The sequence below is a fragment of the Allobosea sp. 10L422 genome (assembly GCF_056395345.1).
The window spans coordinates 1-17,898 of sequence record NZ_JBFTJI010000022.1; the positions used below are offsets into that span (position 1 = coordinate 1).

General features: G+C 62.2%; 19 protein-coding genes and 1 pseudogene. 10 read left to right on the forward strand and 10 right to left on the reverse strand.

From position 1 onward, the window contains the following. Nucleotides 1-259 precede the first annotated feature (259 nt). Entirely contained in the window at nucleotides 260-499 is a 240-nt protein-coding gene (locus AC1DEZ_RS26570; protein ID WP_476781196.1) for a hypothetical protein, read from the reverse strand. A 215-nt stretch (nucleotides 500-714) separates the two neighbouring features. Further along, on the reverse strand, nucleotides 715-1,272 hold the full coding sequence (locus tag AC1DEZ_RS26575) for a TetR/AcrR family transcriptional regulator (RefSeq protein ID WP_476781197.1): 558 nt from the start codon (nucleotides 1,270-1,272) through the stop codon (nucleotides 715-717). A gap of 47 nt (nucleotides 1,273-1,319) precedes the next feature. Here AC1DEZ_RS26575 and AC1DEZ_RS26580 point away from each other — a divergent pair, with 47 nt between their 5' ends. Further along, entirely contained in the window at nucleotides 1,320-1,844 is a 525-nt protein-coding gene (locus tag AC1DEZ_RS26580; RefSeq protein ID WP_476781198.1) for a dihydrofolate reductase family protein, read from the forward strand. Nucleotides 1,845-2,062: 218 nt separating this feature from the next. Beyond that, nucleotides 2,063-2,264 (forward strand): annotated as a pseudogene (locus AC1DEZ_RS26585) (IS5/IS1182 family transposase); the annotation flags it as partial. A 20-nt stretch (nucleotides 2,265-2,284) separates the two neighbouring features. On the opposite strand, the gene AC1DEZ_RS26590 reads toward AC1DEZ_RS26585, so the two are convergent. Next, complete coding sequence (locus AC1DEZ_RS26590) at nucleotides 2,285-3,655, reverse strand: MFS transporter (protein ID WP_476781199.1); 1,371 nt, start codon at nucleotides 3,653-3,655, stop codon at nucleotides 2,285-2,287. 91 nt (nucleotides 3,656-3,746) lie between these two features. Between AC1DEZ_RS26590 and AC1DEZ_RS26595 the strand changes: the two genes are divergently transcribed. Beyond that, nucleotides 3,747-4,643 carry a LysR substrate-binding domain-containing protein gene (locus AC1DEZ_RS26595; RefSeq protein WP_476781200.1) on the forward strand — a complete coding sequence of 299 codons (897 nt, stop codon included), beginning with the start codon at nucleotides 3,747-3,749 and terminating at the stop codon, nucleotides 4,641-4,643. A gap of 260 nt (nucleotides 4,644-4,903) precedes the next feature. Here AC1DEZ_RS26595 and AC1DEZ_RS26600 read toward each other — a convergent pair whose 3' ends face one another. From AC1DEZ_RS26600 to AC1DEZ_RS26625, 6 genes are all read right to left on the reverse strand, one after another. Next, complete coding sequence (locus AC1DEZ_RS26600; protein ID WP_476781201.1) at nucleotides 4,904-5,557, reverse strand: RraA family protein; 654 nt, start codon at nucleotides 5,555-5,557, stop codon at nucleotides 4,904-4,906. A 34-nt stretch (nucleotides 5,558-5,591) separates the two neighbouring features. Next, a complete protein-coding gene (locus AC1DEZ_RS26605) occupies nucleotides 5,592-6,614 on the reverse strand; it encodes a C-terminal binding protein (RefSeq protein ID WP_476781202.1) in 1,023 nt (340 codons plus the stop codon). Nucleotides 6,615-6,638: 24 nt separating this feature from the next. Continuing rightward, the gene (locus AC1DEZ_RS26610) at nucleotides 6,639-7,391 is read right to left on the reverse strand and encodes an amino acid ABC transporter ATP-binding protein (RefSeq protein ID WP_476766343.1); all 753 of its coding nucleotides are present in this window, start codon (nucleotides 7,389-7,391) and stop codon (nucleotides 6,639-6,641) included. A 2-nt stretch (nucleotides 7,392-7,393) separates the two neighbouring features. After that, a complete protein-coding gene (locus AC1DEZ_RS26615) occupies nucleotides 7,394-8,191 on the reverse strand; it encodes an ABC transporter permease subunit (protein WP_476781203.1) in 798 nt (265 codons plus the stop codon). Continuing rightward, complete coding sequence (locus AC1DEZ_RS26620) at nucleotides 8,188-8,904, reverse strand: amino acid ABC transporter permease (protein ID WP_476781204.1); 717 nt, start codon at nucleotides 8,902-8,904, stop codon at nucleotides 8,188-8,190. Before AC1DEZ_RS26620 ends, AC1DEZ_RS26615 begins: the two co-directional genes overlap by 4 nt. 223 nt (nucleotides 8,905-9,127) lie before the next feature. Next, on the reverse strand, nucleotides 9,128-10,018 hold the full coding sequence (locus AC1DEZ_RS26625; protein ID WP_476781205.1) for a transporter substrate-binding domain-containing protein: 891 nt from the start codon (nucleotides 10,016-10,018) through the stop codon (nucleotides 9,128-9,130). 137 nt (nucleotides 10,019-10,155) lie between these two features. Between AC1DEZ_RS26625 and AC1DEZ_RS26630 the strand changes: the two genes are divergently transcribed. Further along, on the forward strand, nucleotides 10,156-11,064 hold the full coding sequence (locus tag AC1DEZ_RS26630) for a LysR substrate-binding domain-containing protein (protein WP_476781206.1): 909 nt from the start codon (nucleotides 10,156-10,158) through the stop codon (nucleotides 11,062-11,064). Between the two features lie 63 nt (nucleotides 11,065-11,127). Here the strand turns inward: AC1DEZ_RS26630 and AC1DEZ_RS26635 are convergent, their stop codons facing one another. Next, entirely contained in the window at nucleotides 11,128-12,435 is a 1,308-nt protein-coding gene (locus AC1DEZ_RS26635; protein ID WP_476781207.1) for an ABC transporter substrate-binding protein, read from the reverse strand. On the opposite strand from AC1DEZ_RS26635, the gene AC1DEZ_RS26640 reads away from it, so the two are divergent. The 6 genes from AC1DEZ_RS26640 (at nucleotide 12,325) to AC1DEZ_RS26665 (ending at nucleotide 17,849) form a co-directional block, all read left to right on the forward strand. Beyond that, the gene (locus tag AC1DEZ_RS26640; protein WP_476781208.1) at nucleotides 12,325-13,209 is read left to right on the forward strand and encodes a LysR family transcriptional regulator; all 885 of its coding nucleotides are present in this window, start codon (nucleotides 12,325-12,327) and stop codon (nucleotides 13,207-13,209) included. The genes AC1DEZ_RS26635 and AC1DEZ_RS26640 overlap by 111 nt on opposite strands. 177 nt (nucleotides 13,210-13,386) lie before the next feature. Continuing rightward, entirely contained in the window at nucleotides 13,387-14,730 is a 1,344-nt protein-coding gene (locus AC1DEZ_RS26645; RefSeq protein ID WP_476781209.1) for an acyclic terpene utilization AtuA family protein, read from the forward strand. A gap of 1 nt (nucleotide 14,731) precedes the next feature. Next, nucleotides 14,732-15,055, forward strand: coding sequence for a DUF4387 domain-containing protein (locus AC1DEZ_RS26650; RefSeq protein WP_476781210.1), 324 nt, complete (start codon nucleotides 14,732-14,734; stop codon nucleotides 15,053-15,055). A gap of 28 nt (nucleotides 15,056-15,083) precedes the next feature. Further along, nucleotides 15,084-16,148 (forward strand): ABC transporter ATP-binding protein, encoded by a 1,065-nt coding sequence (locus AC1DEZ_RS26655; protein ID WP_476781211.1) that lies wholly within the window; start codon nucleotides 15,084-15,086, stop codon nucleotides 16,146-16,148. A gap of 40 nt (nucleotides 16,149-16,188) precedes the next feature. Continuing rightward, complete coding sequence (locus AC1DEZ_RS26660) at nucleotides 16,189-17,043, forward strand: ABC transporter permease (protein WP_476781212.1); 855 nt, start codon at nucleotides 16,189-16,191, stop codon at nucleotides 17,041-17,043. Then, nucleotides 17,040-17,849: an ABC transporter permease gene (locus AC1DEZ_RS26665; protein WP_476781213.1), complete on the forward strand. Its 810-nt coding sequence runs from the start codon at nucleotides 17,040-17,042 to the stop codon at nucleotides 17,847-17,849. Before AC1DEZ_RS26660 ends, AC1DEZ_RS26665 begins: the two co-directional genes overlap by 4 nt. Nucleotides 17,850-17,898 lie beyond the last annotated feature (49 nt).

Consider the following 17,898-nt stretch of genomic DNA (forward strand, 5'->3'; position numbering starts at 1 on the left):
AGAACCAGAACCGTCGATACTTTCTCAATCAGACTCATCATGACCTCGGCCCATCATGCTCAACTTACCTACCGGGTCTCGTTAATCCGACAAAGTGGCTACTACCCGCGCAAATCATTCTCGGAGTGGCAGAGGCCAGAGGCTACGGTGCGCCAGTTGCGGACATTGGCGGACTGCCTGAAACCAGACGTCCATAATCGCCGACTTCTGTCGAATGGGGACACACTAGCTGGTGGCTCGCCCGAAACCGGACAACCAACTATTCCGGCAGTCCCGCTAGACGCAGCGCGTCACCGAGAGCGTCTGCAAGCTCTGGAGCGCAGTTCACACCGGCGAACTGACGGCTGAAGCGGAATGTCGGATGGAGTTCGAGCACCCGTGCGGCTGCGCGCCCCGCTTCCTCCAGTCGCCCCTGCTTGGCCAGCGCAACCGCCAACGGGCTGATGGCGAGCGCGGCTTCCAAAGCGGTGAAGGCCGCTCCGCGGTCGTGCCCGTCCATCCCAACCGAAAATCCCGCGAGGGTCAGCGCGGTGGCATCGTCCTGGCCATGGATGAGCGCAGAGCGGGCGTGGCGGATCGAGGCTTCGCGGTTGGCCTCCTGCAGCCCTTGATGCCATTTGCTAGTGCATAGAACGCCCTCAAGAGGGACGGCGGAGCGCCTCCTCTTCGCTGCTGAGCGAAAGTCGATCTACTTCCGGCTCGGGCCAACGGTGGTCATTCCATCCCACCAACAAACTCCTCCAACACCCGCCTGATCGCCTGTTCCGCCGGCACGTCGCGTGTGAAGGCCCACCACGTATGCGCGCCCTGCCAGAGGCTCGCCATCTGCCAACCGAGGCGTTCGCCTCGCGTACGGTCCTTCGAGAGGCGGCGGCCGAGAGCTTCGGCCAAGCGATGGCCCCAGGCAGCGCCGCGGGTGCGGAGGGCGGGATTGCGGATGTCCTCCCTCAACAGCAGCAGGCCGCTGGTGGCATCGCGTTCCGCGGTTTCAGACGGCATCAGACGAATCAGAAGGTTTATCGCGCCTTCGGACGTCGGTGGTTCCTCCGCGTCCGCTGCCTCTGTCTCCGCGTCCAGCCGGTCCCAGGCCCGCAGGAGAATCGCCTGAACCATGGCCTCACGGTTGCCATAGCGCTGTACCAGCGTCGCCGGCGAGAGCCCACAGGCCTTCGCGGCGCGGGTGAAGGTGAGGCTATCGGGCCCGCTCTCCATAAGTGTCCCAAGGAGGTTGTCGAGGATTTGCTCGTCAGGGATCGTCTTGTGTCTTGCCATGGATATATATAAACGTATATTCATTTATAAATCAATAAGGGACCACCATGGCTCGAATTCTGGGATATATCGCCACCAGCCTCGACGGGCTGATCACGGCCGAGGACGACAGCCTCGACTGGCTGTTCAAGTACGACGACATGAACCTCGGCGAGCACGACTACCGCACCTTCCTCAAACGAATCCGCACCGTAGTGATGGGGCGCGGTACGTATGAGTTCATAGCGGGGGATTCCTCTCCCTGGTCATACGGGGACAAGCGCGTGATCGTCCTCACGTCGCGGCCGATCGACAATCCGAAGGCGCCGCTGGAGGTTCGCAGCGACGTCGATGCGGTGATCCGCGAGCTGCGCGGACTGGACGATGGCGATGTCTGGATGCTGGGCGGCGGGCAGTTGCAGATGGCCTTCCTTGAGCGCGGGGCACTGGACGAGATCGAAATCTACGTCATCCCGGAAATGCTAGGCGGCGGTCGGCCGCTCTTTCCACTCAGCGGGTTTCGCGCGAGCCCGACACTGATCAGCGCTCAGGCGATCGATAAGGGCTGCGTGCGGCTGCACTACCGATTTTAGCGTAATCCGGCCGGCGCGACACGCACGTCCCACGGTCCGCACAATCAATCAGTCATAAGTTCAGCTCCTCGCGGATCGTTGGTGGTCTTTGCTGCCCAATGCCGCTTCTTTGAATGGCGAGCCGCTCCGGGCAACGTATGCTTCCTTGGCGTCGGACTGCCGCCTGAGACCAGACGCCCTGTGGCCGGATTCATGTTCGTGGGTAAGGCGAACCTGGGAAGCTGTTCGAGTCGACAGTTTGGCATTGCCTCGCGGAAGCGCTTGCCAACAGAGAATGCTTCGCCGTCGATGGCGGTTGATCAGGGCCGACGCGAACAAGCAGCACTCGGTGAAAGCTTCGATCCGGTCGACTTGGACGCTCTCGACCGGATCCGTCGCTCGGCGCGTGAGTACCTCGAAACGCTCGACGAGGCCGGCTGGGCGACACAACCTGTCCTATATTAACCGGCTACCTCGTGAGGGACGCGCACGAGGCTGACGACCGCGGCAAGGCCGGCGAAGGCAGCGGCCAGCACCAGCGCAACCTCCGGCGCCGAGGAGAGCGGGACGACGTCGAAGACGATAGCCATCACGATGGCGCCGAAGGTCTGGCCGGTCAGCCTCGCAGTGCCCTGCATGGCACCGGCGGCACCGCTGCGCGCCTTGGGCGCCGATAGGAGTAGGACGCGGTTGTTAGGGGTCTGGAAAAGGCCGAAGCCGAGGCCAGCGATCACCGTGCCAATGATGAAGCTCGCTCCGTACGGACCGGCCGGCAACAGGCCGACACTCGCGAGTCCGACGGCCAGCAGGACGCCGCCAGCGGTGCAGAGCCAGGCCGTCTTCACGCGATTGGCGAGCCATCCGGAAACCGGCGCGATCAGGGCCACCGCCGCCGGCCACGGCATCATGTACAGCCCCGCCTGGGTCGTCGCCATGCCGAGCCTGTGCTGGAGATAGAAGGGCAGAGCGAGCAGGCCCAGCATCTGCCCGGTGAAGCAGCAGACCGACGCGATGACGGAGAACCGGAAAGCCGGCGAGCCGAAAAGATCGGTGGGCACGAGTGGTGTCGCAACCCGGCGCTCGATCCGCAGTAACGTGAAGAGGCAGACCACCGACGCGACTATCAGCAGTCCGCCTGTCACCGGAGCCTGGACGACCCGGTCAGCACCGAGGAAGAACAGGACGAACATCAAGGCATTCGCGATCATGGCTCTGCCGTCGAGCCTCCGCGCCACGCCCTCAGTCGACGCCAAAACTGTGCCGGATGCCAATACGACGATGCCGAGCGGTATGTTGACGGCGAAGAGCCAGGGCCAGGGCGCCACCGCCAGGATGGCGCCTGCAAGACCGGGCCCTGCGGCCGAGGAGATGGCGATCGTCATCGCGTTGATGCCGATGATCGTGCCGAGAAGCCGCTGCGGCACCGACAGTCGAAGGTTCGTTACGCCGAGAGCCATCACCGCACCCGCGCCCAAGCCCTGGACGAACCGCGCAGCGACAAGTATCGGCAGCGTCCCTGCGCAGGCGCAGGCGGCGGAAGCAAAGGTGAAGAGCGCGACGCCCGCTAGAAAGACCCGCCGCGCCCCGACCATCTCGCCGATGGCGCCGCAGGGCAGCAGCGCGACCAGCACCGCGAGCTGATAGCTCGAAACGACCCAAACCGTATCGCTCGGGCTGGCATGCAACGAGATGGCGATCGAAGGCAGAGCGATGTTGGCGATGGCGCCGTCGAGCACCACCAGCACCAACGTCAGGAGGAGGACGGCGATTGCGAGATAGCGTCGCGGCGCCGGCAGGCCATCGATATGGAAATCGGTAACAGTCTGCGACATGAGAGCTTTCCTTGGTGGCTCCATCCTGATATGCCGCGGCCACAGATTGCACCATACGCAACGGATTCAACTGACATTTGCGTATAACGCCATGCGTGACATCGATCTGAACCTGTTGACGGCGCTCGATGTCCTGCTTGAGGAACGCAGCGTGACACGCGCTGCGCTCAGGCTACGGCTCAGCACCTCCGCGATGAGCCGCACCTTGTCCAGGCTCAGAGAGGCTCTCGGCGATCCGGTATTGGTACCGGCCGGCCGCGCGATGGTTGCGACACCTCGCGCCGAGGCCATTGCCGCTGAGGTGCACATGCTGCTGACGGGCGCGCAAGCGATGCTGCGGCCGCCGCCGCCGATCGATCCGCGGAGAATGGAGCGCGAATTCACCATCCGCGCCAATGAGGCATTCACGCAGCTCTATGCAGCAAAGCTCAGCGCCGCGGTGTCGGCCACGGCGCCCAGTGTTCGGCTGCGCTTCGTGCCGAAGCCCGACAAGGAGATAGGTCCTCTGCGGCACGGGACGGTCGATCTCGAGATTGGGGTGATCTCTGGCGAAGGAGATGAACTTCGCGCACAGACCCTCTATCGCGACAGCTATATCGGTGTGGCTCGGGCCGGCCATCCCCTCCTGGATGCGGCAGTTACGCCGGAGGGCCTTTGCGCGTGGGGCCATGTGGTGTTTGCGCGGCGTCGGGATCGATCCAGCCCGGCCGATGAAGCGCTGGCCGCCCTAGGGCTCTCGCGCCGAGTGGCCGTCATCGTCCCCGGCTTTCCAGCTGTGATTGCCGTTGCTGCCGCGTCCGACCTCCTGGGTCTCGTCCCGCGCTCGGCTTGCCTGGCACTGCCGGGATACAAGACAGTTCTCTTCGATTTGCCAATCCAGATGCCCGAGCTCGTCGTGTCGCAGATCTGGCACCCGCGGATGGATGCCGATGCCGGCCATCGCTGGCTCCGTGCACTGGTATCCGAAGCGTTCCGCAAGGGTCCTTAACCCCACGCGAAGTCCGCGGCCGCCGCCAGGTGAACGTGGGGCCGATGGTCAGCGCCGCGCTTTGCAATGCTTTCTGCACGACCAGGGCCAAGGTCAACCATCCGGTCGCGCCACTTCCCGACATTAATGCGCTGCCCGGAAGCGGACGTCCCCGTTTCACAGACAGCGGAGTCTTGCGATGAGTTGCAGCCAAGCGACACGACCGCATTGATGTTGCGGCGCCACGGGGATATGACGGCAGCACGTAAACCGCAGTCTGTCTATTTGGCCGCCGGGATTGAAAACATCTCCGGTATTCTGCCTCCGGCCCGGATGTCTCGGATCCAGCCCTCCTCTTTAAGGAGGTGAGCCTGGGCAGCCGCCAACACTTCTTCGGATCTTTCAAGCGGCACGACGACGACACCATCATCGTTACCGAGAACGATATCTCCAGAGCGCACGGGTACACCGGCGATGGACGCGAGCCCGTCGATCGTGCCGCCGAACCCATGATGTGGGCCGCGAGGTACGATTGCCCGGCAGAACATCGCGAATCCTGCTTTTCTCATGTCTGACACGTCGCGGATGGCACCATCCACAACCGCGCCTCCGAGTCGATGCTGAATCGCCTCTTCGGTCATCACGCCGCCCCAAACCGCAATATCCTCCACGCCACCGGCATCGACCACGATGACCTCCCCAGGCTTGGCGCTGCTGATCAGCGCGCATATGGGACCGCAATCCCCGACCATCGTCGTCACAGTGCGGGCTTGGCCGCACAGGATGGTGTCGGGAGAAATCGGCTTTATCGCCGCCTTCATGACCTGCGTGCGGTTCATGCAATCCGATGCGACGGCCGGCGGGATGGCCCGCCAGGCGTCGAGTTGCTCTGCGCTGAGCGCCCTGAAGGCGATATCGCTCTGCTGAAATGCCATGTGCCGTATCCGTGCTTGAGAAGACTAATCCCGCTTACGCCGCCTTGGCGTCCCAGCCGGGATTGACGTTGTTCCGCAGCCGTCCCTCGAACAGGAATTCGAGCAGGATCTCGGCGGAGAAGGTACGCATGTCGAGATAACCGGCCTCCGAATAGAAGGCGGCATGCGGCGTCACGACGAGGCGGCCGGAGAGCCAGGGCGCGTTGCTGCGCCAGGCCTCGATCAACACCGGCGCCGGCAGGGGCGGTTCCTTCGGCAGGACGTCCAGTCCGGCTGCGGCGATGTGACCGCTCTTCAGCGCGTCGTGCAGCGCATCGATATCGACGAGACCGCCTCGGGCGATGTTGATGAAGATGCTGCCGGGCTTCATCGCGGCGAACTGCGCCGCGCCCATCAGATTGCGCGTGGCCTCGGAGAGCGGGACATGCAGGCTGATGATGTCGGCTCGGCGCAACAGCTCATCCTGGGTGCGGACACGCTCGATCCCCAGCCCCAGATCATGCCCCTCCGGCTGGTAGGGGTCGACATAGATGACCTTCATGTCGAAGGCAGCCGCACGCCGGGCGATCGCAGTGCCGATGCGCCCCATGCCGATCGCACCGAAGGTCGCTCCACGGATGCGGCGCACGGCCGGCACGTTTTCGGCGACGAAGCCGGCTACGGGATCGGCCTTCAGCCGTGCCTCGTAGCTGCCGAGGCCACGGACGAGGTGCAGCAGCATCGCGAGCGCATGGTCGGCAACTTCCGTGGTGCCATAATTCGGCACGTTGGAGAGCGGGATGCCGCGCGCGCGGCAGGCAGCGCCGTCGACATTGTCGAAGCCGACGCCCACCCGGACGATCAATCGGCAACGATCGAGCTTGGCGACGACATCGGCCGTGATCTTCATGCGATGCCAGACCAGAATGGCGTCACAACTCCGCCAGATCTCGTCGGGAATCGTACCCGGATCGGTCTCGTCGAAGACGATGTAGTCGAGCCTGTCGCCCGAGACGCCGCGCTCGACGTCGAGATCACGCAGATGCGCGTCGGGAACCAATATCTTGAGGGTAGTCATTGCAATCAGTCCTGGTGGCTGGGTTCAGAGAACCTTGTCGAGAAAGTCCTTCAGGCGCGGATCGGAAGGAGCCTTGAAGAGGGTTACCGGGGCTGCATGCTCGACGATGACGCCGCGGTCGGTGAAGAACACCTCGTCGGCGACCTCCTGCGCGAAGCGCATCTCATGGGTCACCAGCACGCAGGTCATGCCCTCACGCGCGAGATCGCGAATGACGCTCAGCACCTCGCTGACCATCTCCGGATCGAGCGCGGCGGTGACCTCGTCGAAGAGAATGACGCGCGGCTGCATGGCAAGCGCCCGCGCAATCGCAACACGCTGCTGCTGGCCGCCGGAGAGCTCGCCGGGATAGGCGCTCTCCTTGCCGGTCAACCTGACCTTGTCGAGCAGGACCCTCGCGCGCTCCGTTACTTCAGCCGGTTTCTCGCCGAGCACCTGGACGGGCGCCATGGTGAGGTTCTGCAGCACCGTCCGATGCGGGAACAGGTTGTACTGTTGGAATACCATCGCGACCTGGTGGCGCAGCGGAATGAATTCGCGATCGGTCCGGAGCTTCTCCACCTGAAAGTCGCCCACGCGGATGCTGCCGCCATTGATCGGCGTCAGCCCATTGATGCAGCGCAGGATCGTCGACTTGCCGGAGCCCGACGGGCCGATGATGCAGACCACGCCCCCGTCCCTGATGGAGAGCGAGACGCCCTTGAGCACCGGGAACGTTCCGAACGACTTGCGAACGTCGCGCAGCTCGATGAATGGTTTGTTGGCGGCGGTTGTCATGGTCACCTCGCCCGCACGCGCCGTTCGAACCAGCGTGTCAGGATCGCGATTGGGAAGCTGAACAGGAAGAACAGCAGCAGCACGAAGATGTAGACGGCCGTTGCCATGTGATCGCCGTCGCTGCCGATGACCGTGCGCGCGACGGACAGAACGTCGGACGTTCCCGTGACCACGACGAGGCTCGTGCCGATGAACAGCATCGCGTAGATTGTCATGAGATTGGGCGTCATCAGCGGCAGCGCCTGTGGAACCACGATGTGGCGCAGGATCTGCAGCCGGCGATAGCCGAGCGAGCGGGCCGATTCCCACTGGCCGCTCGCGATCGCCTCGACACCGCCGCGAAACACCTCGGCGATATTGGCCGTCACCGGCAGGGCGAGCCCGACGACCGACTTCACCATCGGCGACAGGAAGACGGTGGCACCGAAGACGGTGATCTCGAAAGGCAGCAGGTAGAGCATCGCATAGAGCACGACGAGCCAGGGCGAATTACGCAGCACGTTCATCACGAATTCGGACGGAATGCGGACAAGCGCGCTACGGGCGATCAAACCGATACCGAGCACGATTCCGATCGCAAGGGCGATCGCCATCGCCCAGAGGCTGATGATGATGTTTGCCGCGAAACCGCCGGTGTAGTTGCTGAAGTCCGCGGAGCCGGACAGGAGCAGCGGTGTGCGCAGCCAGATCTTTCCAAGGATGATCTGCGTCTCGGCCCCATAGACCGCCACGAGCAAACCCGCGAGCATGGCGGGAACGCCGACGATGCCGAGCAGGAAGGCGCGCCACTCGCTACTCATGATGCCTGCACTCCATAGCCGGGAATGCGGAAGACTTCGCTGAGGCGGCGCAGGACGACGACGGCCAAGCTCGCGAGGGCGACATAGAGGATCCAGATCAGCAGCATCACCTCGAGGTTCCGGAAAGTCTCGAGTGAGATTTGGGTCGCGCCGTACATGATGTCGGGAACCGCGACGAGCGCAGCCTGCGACGAGGTCTTGATCAGGCTGACGACGTTGTTCGTCATCGCCGGCATCGACAGCCTGAAGCCGATTGGCAACTCGACGTAGCGGAAGGCCTGGAGGCGGGTGTAACCGAGCGAGCGAGCGCCCTCTACGGTCTGGGACGGCACTGCGAGCAACCCCGAACGGATGATCTCGACCGCAATCGCGCCGTTGTAGAGCCCTAGCGACAGCACCACGCAGGTGAAGCCGGAGAACAGGGGCACGCTGCGGCCCGTTGTCGGGTCGGTGAGCTTCAGGCCGACCTCCGACAGCATGAAATAGAGGAAGAAGAGCTGCACCAGCGGCGGCGTGTTGCGGAAGAGCTCGACCAGTACGGTCGTTAGCGTCTCCAGCGCTGGCAGGCGGAAATGCAGACACAAGGCTCCCGCAACGCCGATAACCAGCATCAGCACGATGCCCAGGAGGCTCATCATAACCGTCGTTCCCAGGCCGCGCAGCAGCCAGGTCTGGTAGAGGCCGTCACTGAGCCAGCTATAGTCGAGGCTCATGCCGAAACTTTCCTATCCCGAAGCAGTTCGATCCCGGCGAGACCGGCAAGGCCATCGATGCGGAGCGGGGCCATGGCCATGTTGATCTCCTGTGCGAGCAAAGCGATGGCGCCGGCGACGCAGCGCCGGCCGCGATGATGCCCTTGAAGACCAGCTTGCGCTTCCACCGACGCTTGCATGATGGAAGATGCCCGCCCGCGCTGCGGCCGGATCCGTGTGGGCGCTACTGCGTCTTCTTCGCGTCGGCCGCACGCTTCTGGACGTACTCGCTCTCGCCGAGATTGTATTTCTTCTCGCCCTCGACCATGAGCCCACTCGCCTCCGCTTTGACGATCGCAGCGTCGAGCGCTTTGAGAAAGCCGGGCTCGTTCTTGCGGACGCCGCCGGCGATGGGGATATAATCGAAGGTCTGCAGCGCGATCTTGTACTTATCCTTCCAGCCGTCCTCTGTAACTTTCATGTTCAGGATCGGGCCGTCGAACCCGATCGCGTCGCAACGCCCCCCTTGGAAAGCACTGAAAATCTCGGCGCTATTGCTGAAAAGAACGAGCTCGGCGCCCATTTTCTCGCTGAGAGTGCGATTGTAGAGATTGCCTTGGCTGCCGCAGAGCTTCTTACCGCGAATATCATCCCAGCTCTTGTAGGAAGCATCTTTGGGTGCCAGCAACACGATGCCAGCCATCAAATAGTAGTTCTCCGTAAAGTCGATGACTTTACCCCGATCCGCGTTCACGCCGAGCGTCGCCAGGATGAGGTCGATCCGGCCGGCGTTGAGGAACTCGATCCGGTTGGAGGCACTGACAGGAACGAACTCGATCGCCGATTCCGAACCGAGCAGATTCTTGGCTACAGACCGTGCCAGATCAATTTCGAACCCGACGTTCTGGCCTTTGGCGTCGAGATAACCGAACGGTACGTAGTCGTTTTTGATCCCGACGATGAGCTTGCCGCGCTGCTTGACGCGGTCGAGCTGGTCCGCATGGGCGATGCCGACCGAAGTTGCAAGGCCCAGTCCAAGCAACGAGGTGCCGGTCAGGAAACGAGCGCCACGGACCATGCTGGCTGCGGCGGATACCATGGAGCGGACACGCCGCTGAGCAATTTCGATGAACATGACGATCCCCATTGTCCGGACGCTTGACTGGAAGCTCGCAGACATCCTTGCGTCCTTGAGATGATCATCCTCTTGCGGAATATAATTATCCAATAGAAAATTGTCGTCACAGAATAACTCAAACTTATGTTGATTCCATGAATGTCCGCCAGATCGAGGCTTTCCGTGCGGTTATGACGACCGGCAGCGTGACGCGCGCCGGGGAGAGATTGAGCATCTCACAGCCGGCGGTGAGCCAGCTGATCGCCCAGTTCGAGCGCCATTGCGGCTTCCGCCTGTTCGAGCGGCAAGGCAGCAAGCTCGCGCCGACACGGGAAGCGCAGGCGCTGTTCTCCGAGGTCGAACGGATGTTCGTTGGCGTTGGCCAGATCGCCCGGGTTGCGACAGCGCTGCGCGACCAGACCTGGGGTGCACTTAGCATCGCGGCCTTTCCAGCCATCGCACGCCGCGTTCTGCCAGAGATCATCTGGTCCTTTTGCCAAAGCCGGCCCGACACCCGCTTCCGGTTTGAAAGCATGCGGTCACGCAGCTTGATCGATGCTGTCGCCGCTCAGCATGTCGATGTTGGCTTCAGCATTCTCCCGGGCGACCGTCCCGAGGTTGAGAGCACCCATCTCCATCGGCTGCGCGGCCTTTGCATCATGCCGAGCGGACATCGGCTTGCAAAAGCCGCCAGCGTCCAGGCCGAAGACCTTGCCGAGGCAGACTTCATCTCGCTTGGCCCGCAAGACCATTCCCGCTTCATGATCGATCGGCTCTTCGAGGAACGAAGAATCTCACGCAGGTTGCGGCTCGAAGTAGGCCAGTCGGAGACGGCTTTCTCATTCGTCGCCGCCGGGGCTGGTATCGCCATCGTCGACCCCATCAGCGCTTACAACAATACCGATGCCCGCATCACGGCCAGGCCGTTCGAGCCGGCAGTGGAATTCGACATCTGGCTCATTCGGCCGAAGGCGGCGCGTTCATTCAACTTGATCGAGCGGTTCGTCGAGCATGCACTGACACAACTGCAGGATTTCACCGACGAGCTCGGCAGGAAAAATTAAAGGCGGGCGATCAGATTCGCCCGCCTCCGGCCCTGCTCCTGAAGGTTGTCGCAGCCCTGGCGGTTACTTCTTGGCGACCACCGTCTTGTTGAATGCCTCGATGATGGCGGCTCGATTTGCGTTGATCTTGTTCCAGTCGGGCAGTGCCAGGCTCTTGATCGAGCCGTTGGGTCCCCATGGCATGCGTTGCTTCGCATTATCCGTCAGCTCGACACCCGAGGTTGCCGGCCCGACATAGATTTTCTCTGCCATGCATTTCGCCGGCCCTTTGCCGACCGCGTAGTTCATGAACTTCTCCGCCAGTGCCTGCTTCTTGCTGTTGGCGACAAGATGCAGACGAATATCGCCGCCGATCGCTCCTTCTTTCGGCACAACGAATTCGATCGGGAGCTTCTGGTCGCGCATCGCATAGGCCGAACTGGCATAGTGAGCGCCGATGATGACCTCGCTGCTCTGGAACAGGTTGGTTCCAGCCCCCGCGGTATCGAAATAGGCGGAAACCTTGAGCTGCTTGAGTTTCTCGAAAGCAGGGGCGACGTTATCGGCATTGCCCCCGAGCAGCCCCGCAAGGTGCACGATAAATGGCACCCCCATCGCGTTCGATGGGCTGGGGAAGGTGACTGCTCCGGCGAATTCAGGCTTCCACAAGTCGAGCCAGGAGGCCGGCGCCTCCTTGATGTCGCGGGTGTTGTAGGCGAGTCCGAGCGAGTAGAAGCCCGTGCTGAGCGCGAAGATCTTGCCGTCGGCGCCCTTGTAGACACCTTCGGGAATCATACCGGCTACGGCGGGGACCTTCGCCGGATCGACCGCTGCGACTACGCCATCGGCAGCCGCGATTTCGGAAACGCCGCCGTCGATCCAGACGGCATCCAGCGAAGGAGCTTCCTTCTGCTGGCGCAGCTTGCTGAGCGTCACACCCGAGACCCCAGGCTCCGGTGTCACGCGCACGCCGGTTTCACGGGTGAAAGGATCGATGATGCAGGCCTGCATCGCAGCGCCCCATTCCCCGCCATAAGTCGCGACAGTGATGGAGTCCTCAGCTGCGGCAATGGTCGCGAAGCCACCAAGCACCGCGAACGAAATCGTGCCCGCAAGCAGCTTTGCCTTGAAATGCGTCATGGCTTCTCCTTCGCCGTTTGGCTTATTTCCCCTGAGAGAGGTATGAGGACTCGGCTTGAGTTCGGCATCAAATTGAAATCGAAGGCTCTGAGATAACTTTTCGCTATGAACATTCGACAGCTCGAAGCCTTCAAAACCATCATGGAATTGGGCAGCTTCACCAGAGCCGCGGAGAAGCTCGGCCTGTCGCAACCTGCCGTCAGCAAACTGATCTTTCTCCTCGAGCGAAAATGCGGCTTCTCGCTGTTTCATCGCCAGAAGAACGGGGTTGTCCCCACATCGGAAGGGCAGATGCTCTATTCCGAGGTCGAACGGGTTTTTCTGAGCGTGGAATCGGTTTCCGCACGGGCGCGGGCGATCAAGCAGTTCGACTATGGCGAGATCAATCTCGTTTCCTATCCCTCGCTGGCGGCAAGGGTCCTGCCCCCCATCCTGGGCGGTTTTCTGGCTACCAGGCCCGGTCTGCGGATCGAGATGTCCAGCCGGAATTCCTGGCTCCTTGTAGAGGCCGTCGCCACGCAGGGGTTCGATCTGGGCTTCGGGATGTTTGCACCGGACCGCGCTGGTGTGAATTTCGAGATACTGTGCTCGATGAAGGCTGTCTGTGCCATGGCGCCTGATCATCCCCTGGCGTCGCGCGAAGTGATTCATGCCCGCGACCTGCATGGTGAGCGCTTTATCGGCATGGTCGACGAAGACCGGGCGCAGCTCGAAATCGACCGGGTGTTTGCCGAATGCGGCTCCGAGCGAAACATCGTCATCAAGGTCCAACTCACTGAGGCGTGTTGTTCGTTTGTCGCGGCTGGCGTGGGCGTGTCGATCGTGGATCCGCTCAGCACCGAAGGGTTCACGCCAGATCAGCTGGTCGTCAGGCCGTTTCTCCCCGTGGTGAACTTCAACGTCTGGGTTGTCATGCCGAGTTTCCGCGAACCTTCCCTCGCGACGAAGGCGCTCACCGAGCATGTCCGGTCAAATCTGACGGCGAAAATTGCCGCGATGTCCGCCGCGATTGGCGACGAACTCTGACGTCGCCCGGCACGATAACCGGAGCATCCACCGCTAAGGCATATCTAGAGGTTATGGCTGACCTGCCAGAAGCAATTTGACCACTGCGGAGGTCGATCGCTCAATAGAAGCCGATGATTTCGCCCGAAACTGGCGAATTCAATAGTTTTCCGGCCGAGCGAAAGATCGAGGTCAAAGATGGCTGCCATTACCGTGCTGACCCCCACGGGAACTCTAGGCTATGGCTTCGGCGATGAAGCCTTGGCGCGCGGCATGTCGCTCAATCCCGCGGTGATTGCGGTTGATGCCGGCTCGACCGATCCCGGCCCTCACTATCTTGGCTCGGGCAAACCGCTGGTCTCGGATGTCAGCATCAAGCGAGAGCTGACGGCCTTGATCCGCGCGGGGCAGAAGGCTGGCATTCCCGTCATCGTCGGCAGTGTCGGCGGAGCAGGTTCCGGGGTTCAGATCGATCGGACTGCCGCTCTGGTTCGCGAAATCGCCAAAGAGAATGGGCTGAAGCTCAAGCTTGCAACCATTCGTTCGGATATTCCGATCGAGCGCGCCAAGCGCGCGGTCGCATCGGGCGAGGTGCTCGACTTCGAGGCTGGTCATCCACTCACGCAAGACGCTCTCGACGAGACCGTGACGCTTGTCGCGCAAATGGGGCACGAGCCGATCTGCAAAGCCCTTGACGCCGGCGCAGACGTCATCATCGCCGGCCGCGCCTGCGATGACTCGGTGATCGCCGCCTATCCGATATGGAAGGGCGCCGATCCCGCGCTCGCCATTCACATGGGCAAGATCCTCGAATGCGGCGCGTTCTCGGCTGAGCCCTTTGCCATGGACGTTATGCTCGGAACTATCCATGAGGACAGCTTCGTGCTGGAGCCCGGCAGCATCGGTCGGCGAGCCTCGGTCAAATCGGTCTCGGCGCACTCGCTTTATGAGCGAGAGAATCCCTTCAAGCAGGGTGGGCCTGGCCACGAGATCGACCTGACCGCCTGCTCATTCGAGCAGCTCGGCGACAGGCAGGTCCGTGTCAAAGGCGCGAAGCTGACCGAAACGGACGATTATTACGTCAAGTTGGAAGGTGCACGGCTGGCGGGCTACCGCTCGATCTCGATCGCCGGCATTCGTTGTCCGACGACGATTGCGGCACTCGACGGCATTCTGGATCAGCTCAAGCTCAAGGCGATCGATTATTTTGCGCCGTCTGCAATCTCGATCCAGTTTCATGTGTATGGCCGCGACGGCGTGATGAAGGAGCTGGAGCGAGACAAAGCTTTGCAACGCGAAGTCGGGCTTGTGATCGAGGTGACCGCAGCCAGCCAGGAGCTAGCACATGCGGCCTGCCATCAGATCAGCGGAGCGATGCTGCACCATCACTACGAGGGCATCATCAATCCATCGGGCAATCTAGCCTTCCCCTATTCGCCCTCCGACCTCGATGTCGGCCCCGTCTACGAGTTCAGCGCCTATCACCTGATGAAGGTGGATTCACCGACCGAGCTTTTCCCCGTCAGCATCGAGGAGTTGTGAGATGAGCGTCCGCCCCCTCCGCGAGATCGCGGACATCGTCCGCAGCAAGAACGCCGGCCCCTATCGCATCACCTTCGACATCCTGTGCAAGGAGAAGGCGAATTACGAGGCGATCCGCTCCTCCGGCGCTATCACACCCGAAACCGTTGCCGAGGCCTATGGCCTTTCGGTCTCGGATATTTCGTCGTTCTTCGAGATCGACATGGCCAACGCCATCAAGATCACGATCARRCGCCCSCGYGCGCAGGGATCMGCSGGCGARGGCGACATGTATGGCTGYCAGCAGCACGTCCCGCTGATGAATATGCCGATCCCCGTAGCCTGAGATGATGCGCGAACGGCCGGGAACATCAATGAGCAACAGCTACATCCGAGTCGAGCACCTGACGAAGCGCTACGGCGATCTCGTGGTGCTGAACGACATCTCGCTGGATGTGGCCGAAGGCGAATTCCTGGCCTTGCTGGGTCCAAGCGGCTGCGGAAAGACGACCCTTTTGCGCGCCATCGCCGGCTTCGTCGAGTTCAACGATGGCGACATCATGATCGAAGGCCGGTCGATGAAGCGCCTGCCGCCCAACCGTCGGCCGGTGAACACCGTCTTCCAGAACTACGCGCTGTTCCCACACTTGACCGTCGCCCAGAATGTCGGCTTCGGTCCCCGCCGAGCCCGCAAAGCCGCGGGCGACGTTTCGTCGATCGTCGACGAATGCCTCTCGACCGTGGGCATGGCAGCCTATGCCGGGCGCTTTCCGTCGCAGCTCTCCGGCGGGCAGCAGCAGCGTGTCGCCCTGGCTCGCGCCATCGCGAACCGGCCGAAGGTCCTGCTGCTCGACGAGCCGCTCGGCGCGCTCGATCTCAAGCTCCGCAAGCAGATGCAGATCGAGCTGAAGGCCCTTCAGCAGAAGCTTGGCATCACCTTCGTCTTCGTCACGCATGACCAGGAAGAAGCTTTGGTGATGGCCGATCGCATCGCCGTGATGGACGCGGGCCGCATCGCCCAGATCGGCTCTGGCCGCGACATCTATCACGCACCCGCCGAGCGCTATGTCGCCGACTTCATCGGCGACGCCAACCTGTTGGCCGGAACCGTCGCGACGGATGGGTCGCTGTCCGTGGGATCGCTGTCGATTGCAGGGCATCACAACGCCGAGCCCGGCATCATGGCGACGTATCTTCTGCGCCCGGAAGCCGTCAGCGTCCAACGCTCCCCCGACCCGTCCAGCGATTGCGTCTCCACGCCCGCACGCATCAGGGAGATCGTCTTCGCTGGTGCAATCGTTCGGATCTACGCCGTCACGGCCGCGGGGCAGGAAATCGTCGCCCAGCAAACGGCCTTCGCCGGTGACGCGCCAGTCGCGGTGGGCGACGACGTGGTGCTGTCCTGGAAGCGCGACAGCGGTCGGGTGCTGACGAAATGAGCGCGCTCGCCGTCCACGATCGATCAAGGGAGGCCGTGCGATGAGAATCCGCAATGGCTGGGCCGCCTTTTTGGTCGGTGTGCCGCTGGCCTTCATGGCAGCCTTCTTCCTCGTGCCCTTCTTTGTCGTCGTTATCGCGAGCTTCCAGACAAGGGATGGCGTCTGGAGCTTGGCAAACTATGCCCGCATTCTCGGCGACAGCTACTATCCCGGCGTCCTCTATGCGACGTTCAAGCTCTCGCTGATTGCGACGCTGGTCTCCTTCGCGATCGGCTACCCCATCGCCTACTACATCGTGAACGTTCTGCGCAGCCGCGCGGCCAGACGCATCTGCTACATCCTGGTCATCATGCCGCTGTTCACGAGCAACATCGTGCGCTCCTTCGGTTGGATGATCCTTCTCGGACGGCAGGGGCTGGTGAACACGACGCTGATGGCGCTCGGCATGACCGACAGGCCGATCCCGATCCTGTTCACGGAACTGAGCATCGTCATCGGCCTGACCTACATCCTCGTGCCCTTCATGGTGCTGACGGTAGCAGGTGTGCTCCAGACCATCGACAAATCGCTGGTCGAAGCCGGGCTGGACCTGGGAGCGAGCCGGTTCGTTACCTTCGCGAAAGTGACCTTCCCGCTCAGCCTGCCGGGGGTAGTCGCGGGATCGCTGATCGTCTTTACTCTCGCGGTCAGCGCCTATGTGGTGCCGAGCATCATGAGCGGCGGCCGCACCGTCGTGATGGCGATGTCGATTTTTGAGCAATACGGCTCGCTCTTCGACTTCAACTTCGGTGCCGCGCTCGCGGTCGCGCTGCTCGTCGTCACGCTCGTGTTGATCGCGCTTTATCTGTTCTTCATCGAACGGCATCCGACGGGCTGCCAGGCGGTGCGCGCATGATGACGCTCTCGGAACGAATCGGCCGTGTTTTCCTGGTGATTTTCGTCTGGGCGGGTCTGGCTTTCCTGACGATCCCGCTCGCGATCATCGTGGCGGTCTCCTTCACGGAAACGGAATTCCTGACCTTCCCGCCGGTAGGCTTCACCGTGCGCTGGTATGAGCGCTTTCTCGCCGACACGTCCTATCTGGACGCGATCGGGCTCAGCGTTTCGCTCGCGGTCGCCTCCACAGCGATTGCAGTCCTGCTCGGGGTACCGGCGGCTCTGGCGATCACGCGAAGCAACCTGCCCGGCATGAAGATCATCAATACGATCTTCCTCGCGCCCTTGATCCTGCCGACCATCGTGATCGGCGCTGCGCTTCTGCAATATGCCAGCATGCTCGGCTTCGCGCGCAGCTACACCGCGCTGCTCGTCGGCCATGTCGTGATCGTCGTACCCTATATCCTGCGCACGGTACTGGCCTCGCTCGCCCGTTTCGACCAGACGTTGGAGGAAGCGAGCCTCGATCTTGGTGCCTCCGCCGTCTCGACCTTTTTCCTGGTGACGCTGCCGATCATCAAGCCCGGGCTCGTCGCCGGCGCGCTGTTTGCGCTTATCATTTCCTGGATCAACGTCGAGCTGAGCATTTTCAACGCGACCGCGACGCTGATGCCCATCCCGGTCAAGCTCTTCAACTACGTCCAGTATGCGATCGACCCCATGGTCGCGGCGATCTCCGCCGGAACGATCTATGTCGCGATCGTAGCGGTAATTTTGCTCGATATCTTCGTCGGCATCGACCGAGTCGCGGCACCCACAAAATAGGCGGCCAGTGCCGCCTTTCATCCCTCCAGAAAGCGAGCCATCATGGAAG